The following is an 8,447-nucleotide window of genomic DNA, read 5'->3' as shown; positions in this document are numbered from 1 at the left end:
CATTTGTTTAAGTTCGTCAGGTTCCAGCGATGCGGCGTGGTCCGGGCCGGGTAGACTACGATCCAGCGTAAAGTGCTTTTCAAAAACTGTGGCCCCCATGGCACGTGCCAGCGGTGCCACAAGAATGCCTTGAGTGTGGTCTGAATATCCGACTGGCAAACCAAAGTGGTGTGCGAGGGTAGCCATGGCCAGCAGGTTGGCATCGTCTATCGGGCAGGGGTAATTCGAGGTGCAATGCAGCAGGGTAACGAAATCGGCAAGCGCTTGGTCTGCTGATGGGCCACGTCGTGCGGCTTGAATCCAGCTGACTGCGTCGGCAACCTCGTCAAGCGTAGCCATACCGGTGGATACGATCATGGGCAGACCGTGAGCAGCCATGGCGGAAATGAACGGTGCGTTGGTGAGTTCGCCAGACGGGATCTTGATACGACGGATTCCAAGGTCCACCAGAAATTGTGCTGAAGCCTCATCAAACGCGGTCGACCAGAATTCGATTCCTCGTGTTTCGCAATGCTTGAGCAGTTTGTAGTGTGCTTCGTCCGAAAGCTCAAGTGCCTTGAGCATGGAGAACTGGTCGCCCGCACCGGTATGAGTTGCCTGATAGGCCGCCTTGCGCGCATGACGGGTGACAAGGCGCTCGGCTTTGAAGGTTTGAAACTTGACAATGTCGGCACCGGCATCTGCCGCAGCGTCGATAAGCCGTAACGCTGAATCCAGACTGCCATTGTGGTTGACGCCAGCTTCGGCGATGATCAGGCAAGGTGAGCCTGCCGATTGCTCGGTCACCATATCGACAAGCCTCCGTCCACCATCAGGTTCTGTCCTGTGATGTAGCTGGCCGCAGGCGATGCGAGAAAGAGTGCGGCGTCAGCGATCTCCCTTGCTTCAGCCATGCGGGCCATCGGAACACGGGCACGATACTGTTCGTGAAAAACACCGTTCTGACCGCTAGATACACCGCCAGGCGAAATGGTGTTGACCCGGATCCCATCGCTTGCCCATAAGGCAGCCAGATAACGCGTCAGGGCAATCACTGCACCCTTGGATGCTGCGTATATGGGCGGCGTGTTGATCTGTCGTCCGAGGTATTCCGAACCTTCGTAGATCCGCATGTCCGGCGCCATGGCACCGTAGATTGAAGCGGTCTGCACGATGCTCCCGCCGCCCTGACGCCTCATGCTTTTGGCACACTCCCGGGCCATGACGAACAGGCCGTCGGCGTTGACCGCCATGACTTCGCGCCAGGTTTCCAGCGTGTACTCATCAACCGGATCAAAGAAGCGTTCGAGTTTTTCAGTTTTTGTTGCAGCGTTATTGAACAGAATGTCTATGCCACCGCTCCAGGCATTGATTGCCTCGACCGTGCTTGTGATTGCCTCAGCGTCTGAGAGGTCGCAACGAAAGGCACGTACTTGCTGTCGGTCTGGAGTTTCCGCCTCGACCGCGTCAAGCCGTTCTGCATCAATGTCGACCAGGGCAACCCGGGCGCCGTAAGCTTGCAGTTGGCGTGCAATGACACTGCCGATGATGCCTGCTGCACCTGTGACTACAGCGAGCTTGTTGTCCAGTCGGAGAAACGTGTCGGAGAATGTCATGATGTCGGGCCGTGGGTTTTGACAGATATCGTGGGGCGGGCAATCCAGCGTTGTTCGATGAGTGAGCGATGAATCGCGTCGATCCACTGCATGGTGGTTTGCGCTTCGTCAAGCGTGCAGACCTTGTGCACGCTGGTATGGGACATGGCTGCCACATGCTGCTCGCGGATCATGGCGTCACGGCCGAGTTCGAAACTCATCTCTTCCCCATTAATGCTGAGAGTGCCGGCGATGAGGTCTGCGGTGGCGGTGCCAAACGGTCCATTGACAACAATACGGCGTGATACAAGCCGATCCAAATAGTTTATGTGGACTGTGACGAGTGGGCAGTCCTCGCAGTCGGCGAGTATGCTGACACAGTCTTCACTGCTGATTTCAAGATTGCTGACGCGACCTCCTGAGGAAACCGTCCGTTGCCAGCTTCCGGCGAGCCACTGTACATAGTCGAGTTCGTGGCTGAGGTCGCGAATGACGCCACCCTCGTCCGGGCGTGCAGAGTAGCTTTGACGATAGTCGCGATCCGGGCGCCAGTCGGGGAGATATTGGCCGCAGTAAGCGGTCAGCGACCACAGTGTGCCAGCCCCAAGATAAGCCTTGAGTTGTTTGAGGGCCGGGTGAAAGCGCAAGGTATAGCCAACGTGAACAGGCCCTTTCGGTGTCCGTTTCAGTTGGCTGTTGGTTGCGGCCAGCGGCTTTTCCACCAGGGTAATGCCCTGGTAACCGAGTTCGGCCAGTTGGTCGAGTGTTTCCGCATGTTTGCCGGTGTCGTTGGCGATAACCACATAGTCGGGTTCAAATGAATGAAGGGCCAGATTCAGCGCACTGTGGCATGGGTAGGTCTGGACCGTGGCGCCACTGAGCACGGCGACCTCATGCCCCATCTCGGTCAGGACTCTTGCGTGTCGCTGCCCGATGGAGCCAAAACCTATGACGAGGCATTTCATAATTGTGATTCGCGCCTTTCGAGAAGAAGCGAAACGATCTCGAAGTCGAGCTCACTGTCGATATCGATGGATCTCTCTTCGGGCATGACATGGAGTGCGGTGTCGGGATGAAAGAGTCCTTCGCGCTCGAACAAAGCGGCTCTTGTCCATGCATAAATGGAGGCGTTCATGTCGAAGCATTCGGGCGCATCCTGTCGCCGTAATATGGGTCTCGCAGGCTTTCTCGCGAGGTCGATTCGACCTTCTTCAGTTCGCTCCACAAGGTTGAAATAGGGCGAGCGGCGAGCAGGTGCTGCAGTGATGACGTTGTTCACGCTTTCTTTCTTGACCAGTTCAACACATGCCACGATGTCGTCGATCAGGCGCAGCGGCGATGTGCAGTCGAGGTCTATGATCAAGTCGAATGTCGTCCCGGTTGCAAGCTCTGCGTGTTCAACACAGTGTCGGATGACTGGAATCTTGCCGGCGGCGTCATTTGCGAGTTCGTCGGGTCGCCCAATTAGTAAATCTGCCCCTGCTTGTCCAGCCAAGCGTCTGTAATCGGCGCTATCGCTGCTGAATGCAATGCAGTCAAATAGGCCGGAACTCCGAGCCTGGTTTACGGTATGTGAGAGCAAAGGGCGACCTGCGACGATGCGGGCGTTTTTGTTGGGAACGCCTTTCGAACCGCCTCTGGCGCAGATGGTGCAGATTATGTTGTGAGGCATTGATCGATGCTGGAAAAGTTTGCTCGAGAAATGAATAGCGTAAAGCGTATTCTTGATCAAGCAAGTTGATAATAAGTATATGTTAAAACAATACACTGTTGACTGGGTTAGGAATGCCAGTAACAATCGTTTGAAGTCTATTCTTGTGAAAAACTTTCACCATATGATTGTCTGTGTCTGATATCACAAGCTTTTCGTTTAGCAATCGTGCGCTATTTGGACTGTAGAGAGTATTAAGTCCGGAGTATCTCGTGGCACAGAGCGACATTGATGCAGGTTTTACTTCATTTGACGTTGTCATTAGAATTTCATTCGCAACAATATCGTCCTTGGATGATTCAGGGTTGCGAAACAAATCGAGTGGGCAGCTTAATGGAATAGTTATTTTGCCAGTACGTAGATCAAGTTGAACGATTCTGTTCTCATGCTCTGCAGAAATAATTGCCTGTAATCCTTTTCCGATAGTCATGAAGTCAATTGTGTTTGGAAAATAAAAATTCCCAATAGTTTGCCTGGTATGTGTTTCGCTGTTTAAATCGATTTTAATGACTTTGTGACCAAAGGTATCTGCCACATAAAGTTTGCCATCGATGACGACGGCGTCTCGAGGTGAGCTAAATTCATAAAAAGACACCACCAGAGACAGTGTCTTTTCTCCTGGTTCGCTTTCAACAATATCGAAAACAAGAATCGACGGTCGCGGCGGGAGGCTTTCAATGTCCAGTAGGTCAAGTCCGAGCGTCAAGATCGTTCGGGTACCAAGAGCGCTTAAGCGAACACTATTGATCGCGCTCCTTTCTGGGAGGTTTGGGATGTTCAGTTCTGCGACTGTCTCTCCAGTGAATGGTTGCAAAATCAGAATAGAGTAACGGTTGCCGACGTAAGCGAGACCTTTATAAATATCAAGTGCTCGCGGCCATGTTTCGGGGAATGTTCTAGTCCACTCAACTCTCCCATCCATGATCCCGATCAGTGATCGACTCATGTCAGAGGCGACAATCATGCTCGTCTTTCGACCAAAGTAGCGAACATCAGCAGGATCAAAGTCGACCTCATTCCAGTTTACGGTTGAACGAACCGTTGGGGAGTAGTACGGAAGATTACTTACGTCGTAATGGGCAGCCTTCGAGATACCTTTCAGGGGTTCATCATGGTTTTCATCGCGCATAAATAGCGCGAGTATGATCAATGCACCAAGCAAGAGAAGCGAAATAGAGCGAAAGGTAGGCATAGGTTACGATATTGCGAGGACGTTTTTCGATACGTTTCCAAAACAGTCAAAAAATAAAGCGAGGGTTACGTATTTGGTTGCCGGGTTTTATTTGGCCGGAAATGTTGAATGTCATTGAATAAAAGAGTTTAAATATCAAAATGCGTGCATTAGCGTCATTTTATTCGATAACCAACTTACGACTCGAAGTCGATCGCAGTGTGGGCGAATTGATACTGGATCAAGCAGCCTCGCTTCACCGCGTCCAAATTTAAGTCTGCTTTCGATGAAGCGGAAGTTCCGGTCGAATTTGAAAACGCTGCCCTGTTGTTTGTCGATCAGATAACAGTGCTGGCCGACGATAGCCAGATCGTTGCAGACCTGTACTGGCAGTACAGCGTGCCTGACCGAGACCATGCGATCCACGTTGAAGCTTGTGATGTGGCCGTAGTCTGAGTTGTCAAGGCAGTAGATCGTACCTTCGAAATAACGTGCAAAGTGGACCTGCTTACATGGCACCCTGGCGATGAACTGGCGAGGCTCATCGCACCACAGGTTGCCGAGGTGGTCGATAAAGTAAAGCCTTGCGTTGTGCCAGAAAACGAGGGGTACTGGTTGGTCATGATTTAATGTAACCCATTGACCCCTCTCATGAATGCTGGCCCCGTTACTGTAGATTGAACCGGCGCAGAGCCTTCCGTCGGGCAAGGGGTCAAGTTGGGTTGGCAGTCCCAGGTTCCAATGCAACAGCTGCCGGCCGTTGTTACAGTATATGTTTGGTGATCCAGACGATATCCACCACTCGCATCCACGGTGTTCCACATAGTCCCAGGGTTTCATTGCCTCCAGGTTGCGCTCACCGACGAAGCACTGATGATCCTGAACAGAAGGTGCGTCAGCGATCAGTGCTTCGATGTAGTAGTGAAGCCGTTGGGTGCGCATCCTGAGGGGGCGATTTCCCTCAGAGGTCAATTGTGCTGCCATGCAACGGGACAAGTGCTGGGTGAGTGCTTTCCACCTTTCATGATCAGCTGGGATGCGCTCATGTCCGAGAAGAAAGGCAGCGAGAAGGTCGATGTCAGCAGTGCTCGGCTCACTGGTGGCAAGCAGCGCATCCCGCAAGTGCTCAATTGAAGGGCTTTGCGGAATCGCACAGACGCTGAAACCATCTCCGGGCAGGCGGTCGTACCAGTAGAGCGAATCTGGAGCCGCATTGGTAAAGGCTTCGAAGCTCATGGCCGGTTGAGCGGGTTGCCCGGCTGAAGATGGCATGTTCAAAGCCTTGGAGTCTGTGAGCCGTTCCACTCAGCATCAGCTACAACGACGATACGCATGTGGCTGGAGAGGGAGTGGGTTTGAAGAAAGGTCTGGAAATCGTCTGCGGCTTGCTCATCGTCCAGAATCAGGGAGAGTCCGTGATCATTGATGTAAGCGTCCGGGTTGGCCTTGCGATGCTGCTGCAGTCGATCGACATCAAGTTTCCCTGGTGTGCATGACTCGATTATCCGGAAACCGTTTCGTGCCATCAGCGCCTGCATGGCAACAGGGTTGTACAGGCGTACATGGTCGAAAAGAATGTTGGATGATGCAGTGCCGAGCTTGCGAGTTTCTATGCTTCGTTCGTTTGGAGTGGATAATATGAGCGGGGCGCCGGGTTTGAGTACCTTTCGTACCAGACGCAGAAAAACATCAGGTTCGAGTACGTGTTCGATAAGCTCCCAGGCGAAAACCGTGTCGAACTTGCGGTCCGCTTTTTCGAGGGCTTCGAAACCCTCTGTGATGATCTCGATGCCGTCGGCGTCCAGGTGTAACGCTTGTGGTTCGAGCAATACGATGTTCTTGGTTGCGCCAGTTGCGGCGAGCTCTTCGGCGAATTCACCGTTGCCCGCCCCGAGTTCAAGAATGCTGTCGGGTTTGACTCCGAAGCGCTCCCAGACCGTGCGTGCATAGGCTACCCGCTCCTGGTACATCGGTCGACGTGAAACCTTCATGTCCGGTGGCAGCATCTCGCGCCAGAAAGCCATTGCGCGGCTGTTGCGAACGAAGTCCAGATGCAAGGTCTCACTTGGGGCAGGAGATATGTACAGCATGCCGCAATCATTGCAGCGACGGTAGTCTAGTTTTTGATAAGTGAATGCGTATGGAACATGACGGCCATGACAAGCAGGGCAGCATGTGTCGCTGAAGTCGCTACGATGAGTCAGCATGTCGTCAATGTCGAGCAGCATAAGACGATCGAACTCTTCGGCAATGCCTTCAGGGTGTATGTCTAGGGATTTCAGTTTCTTGGTTTGCATGTGTTGCTCTTCCTGCGCCACTAAAGCGCTATGGGGAGAAATAGAGTTCGATTTCGTTCAAACCTGCGTAGGTTGTATCAGGATTGTACTCTTCGGGCAAAAAATGGAATCTGATTTTCCTGAAACTATCCTGTGAGCTTACCGTAAACCAGGACGGTTCATGAATATCCTGACTGAGAGGAAAACGCTCGATTGTATCAATAATAACCCACTCGCCATTGGGAAGCTGTCCCATGACCTTCCAGCTGTAGTTCGTTGACCGAGTCATGCTTTGATGATTGAGTGCAACGAGACGATAGACCGATAGAACTCCGGGTAATGCATTATCAAGATGAAAGTCAATCGTTGCTTCAGCAGAAGAGAGCCATGAAATCGCGCTGGAAAAGTTACGGTCGGCTACGTTTTTTGGATTGCCGCCTACGTTGTCCGATGGGTGAACAGCGAGATAAGGTGCAAGATTCGGATACGTGTGGATACCACTATCAAAAATCTTGCGAGTACCAGCGTACAAGAAGCTGAGGACAGGCTGTGCAGAAGGAATGAACCACCAGTTCTCCGGGGCGCCAATTCCCAGTGGGTAGAGCTGTTTTGGATAGGCTCTGTTGTCCAGCTCCTCAATCAACTCCGGGTACTCGGTCTCTCGAGTCGGGCTCCATAGGATCCATATGTTGTCTTTTTTTAGGATGTTGATGTCGTCAGGCAAAACGTCTACTTGAGCGCTGGTGCCCCCTCTGAGTTTCAGCAGAGCACTCAGCAATGGTCTGTTTGCTGGTTCGGTGACATAGACCTTCTGTTGTTCTCTGATAATTTCACTGCCATGCCGTCCGACGAGTTCAATGGCAGGAAAAACATAAATCGGGCTGGTTACAACAGCCCACCCGCCGGCGGTCAATGCAATGATCAGTAGCGCGCGTCTGGGAAGGGCGTTGTAAGAGTCTTTGCTGCCAAGTGTTGTTTGTTGAGTTTGCCTGCTGATCAACAAACCGGCACCGACAAAGGCCAGACCGATCAGTTCGTTCCGCTCCTGCGGAAGAAATAGCGATGAGACTGCAAATGCAACGAGCATGCCGAGCAAGGCCGGGTGGGTTGAGCTGCTCCCTGAACCATGAGATCGGCAGTGCTGGAAGCCCGCGGAGATTGCCGAAACCAGCGCGAGCATGCACAGCAGGAAGGCCGGGCCACCACTCATCAGAAGCAGATCCAGATACAGGATGTGGGTTGAGTAGGTGCTGGTAATGCCACCGAACGTGTTGCCCTCCAGCGGGACTTCAAGAATGCCGGGACCTGAGCCAGTGAGTAGATATTTTGGCAACAGGGATAGCCCGGCATAGGCTAGAGAGGATCTGGGAGCGTTGGCTGCAGCGAGGTCCCTGACCCCAGGCTCATTTACTGACGGTTCTGGCGCCTCGTTTTGAACTGGGCTTGAACCAATGTCGTCTTTGTCGAGTTCAGTCGTTGCTGCACCGGGGGGAGACTCAACGGCTGGCTTGTGATCCTGTGTTTGATTTGGGCTTTCTGTCCGTGATGCTTCGTGTCGCGCCTCATTCACTGACGGTTCCGACGCTTCGTTAGCAGCGCGATGCAAAAGCCGGCTGCACCGCGCCAGCACTGAGGTTCAGGTCGAATTTCATCGTGACATTGTTTTCCGGAATCGCCTTCGCACCGCGTTCGAATTGTCTTCGTGGCCGCAACGG

Annotated in this window: 8 protein-coding genes; all 8 read right to left on the bottom strand. The window is 52.8% G+C overall.

Features of this window, described 5'->3' with window-relative positions; all coding sequences use genetic code 11:
* On the bottom strand, positions 1-789 hold a 789-nt coding region (locus tag GPA21_RS17675), incomplete at its 3' end, for an N-acetylneuraminate synthase family protein (RefSeq protein WP_168989424.1).
* Complete coding sequence (locus GPA21_RS17670; protein ID WP_168989423.1) at positions 783-1,595, bottom strand: SDR family NAD(P)-dependent oxidoreductase; 813 nt, start codon at positions 1,593-1,595, stop codon at positions 783-785. The genes GPA21_RS17670 and GPA21_RS17675, both read right to left, overlap by 7 nt.
* Complete coding sequence (locus GPA21_RS17665) at positions 1,592-2,539, bottom strand: Gfo/Idh/MocA family protein (RefSeq protein WP_168989422.1); 948 nt, start codon at positions 2,537-2,539, stop codon at positions 1,592-1,594. The genes GPA21_RS17670 and GPA21_RS17665 overlap by 4 nt, the downstream gene beginning before the upstream one ends.
* Positions 2,536-3,246, bottom strand: a complete 711-nt coding sequence (locus GPA21_RS17660) for an acylneuraminate cytidylyltransferase family protein (protein ID WP_168989421.1) — start codon at positions 3,244-3,246, stop codon at positions 2,536-2,538. Before GPA21_RS17660 ends, GPA21_RS17665 begins: the two co-directional genes overlap by 4 nt.
* 82 nt (positions 3,247-3,328) lie before the next feature.
* Positions 3,329-4,477, bottom strand: a complete 1,149-nt coding sequence (locus GPA21_RS17655; protein ID WP_168989420.1) for an NHL repeat-containing protein — start codon at positions 4,475-4,477, stop codon at positions 3,329-3,331.
* A 135-nt stretch (positions 4,478-4,612) separates the two neighbouring features.
* Positions 4,613-5,692: a hypothetical protein gene (locus GPA21_RS17650; protein WP_168989419.1), complete on the bottom strand. Its 1,080-nt coding sequence runs from the start codon at positions 5,690-5,692 to the stop codon at positions 4,613-4,615.
* A gap of 38 nt (positions 5,693-5,730) precedes the next feature.
* Positions 5,731-6,753, bottom strand: a complete 1,023-nt coding sequence (locus GPA21_RS17645) for a class I SAM-dependent methyltransferase (protein WP_168989418.1) — start codon at positions 6,751-6,753, stop codon at positions 5,731-5,733.
* A gap of 28 nt (positions 6,754-6,781) precedes the next feature.
* Positions 6,782-8,302, bottom strand: a complete 1,521-nt coding sequence (locus GPA21_RS17640) for a hypothetical protein (protein ID WP_168989417.1) — start codon at positions 8,300-8,302, stop codon at positions 6,782-6,784.
* Between the last annotated feature and the right edge of the window lie 145 nt (positions 8,303-8,447).

The sequence above is a fragment of the Azoarcus taiwanensis genome (assembly GCF_012910885.1).
In the GTDB taxonomy this organism is placed as follows: Bacteria; Pseudomonadota; Gammaproteobacteria; order Burkholderiales; family Rhodocyclaceae; genus Azoarcus_F; species Azoarcus_F taiwanensis.
Note: the sequence above shows the minus strand (reverse complement) of the source record. Positions and strands in the feature narration are given on the sequence as shown.

What these genes read in the sequence shown, in the direction of transcription:
- GPA21_RS17665 (WP_168989422.1), bottom strand. Translation starts at nt 2,539, where the DNA reads ATGAAATGCCTCGTCATAGGTTTTGGCTCCATCGGGCAGCGACACGCA.
- GPA21_RS17650 (WP_168989419.1), bottom strand. Translation starts at nt 5,692, where the DNA reads ATGAGCTTCGAAGCCTTTACCAATGCGGCTCCAGATTCGCTCTACTGG.
- GPA21_RS17645 (WP_168989418.1), bottom strand. Translation starts at nt 6,753, where the DNA reads ATGCAAACCAAGAAACTGAAATCCCTAGACATACACCCTGAAGGCATT.
- GPA21_RS17670 (WP_168989423.1), bottom strand. Translation starts at nt 1,595, where the DNA reads ATGACATTCTCCGACACGTTTCTCCGACTGGACAACAAGCTCGCTGTA.
- GPA21_RS17655 (WP_168989420.1), bottom strand. Translation starts at nt 4,477, where the DNA reads ATGCCTACCTTTCGCTCTATTTCGCTTCTCTTGCTTGGTGCATTGATC.
- GPA21_RS17660 (WP_168989421.1), bottom strand. Translation starts at nt 3,246, where the DNA reads ATGCCTCACAACATAATCTGCACCATCTGCGCCAGAGGCGGTTCGAAA.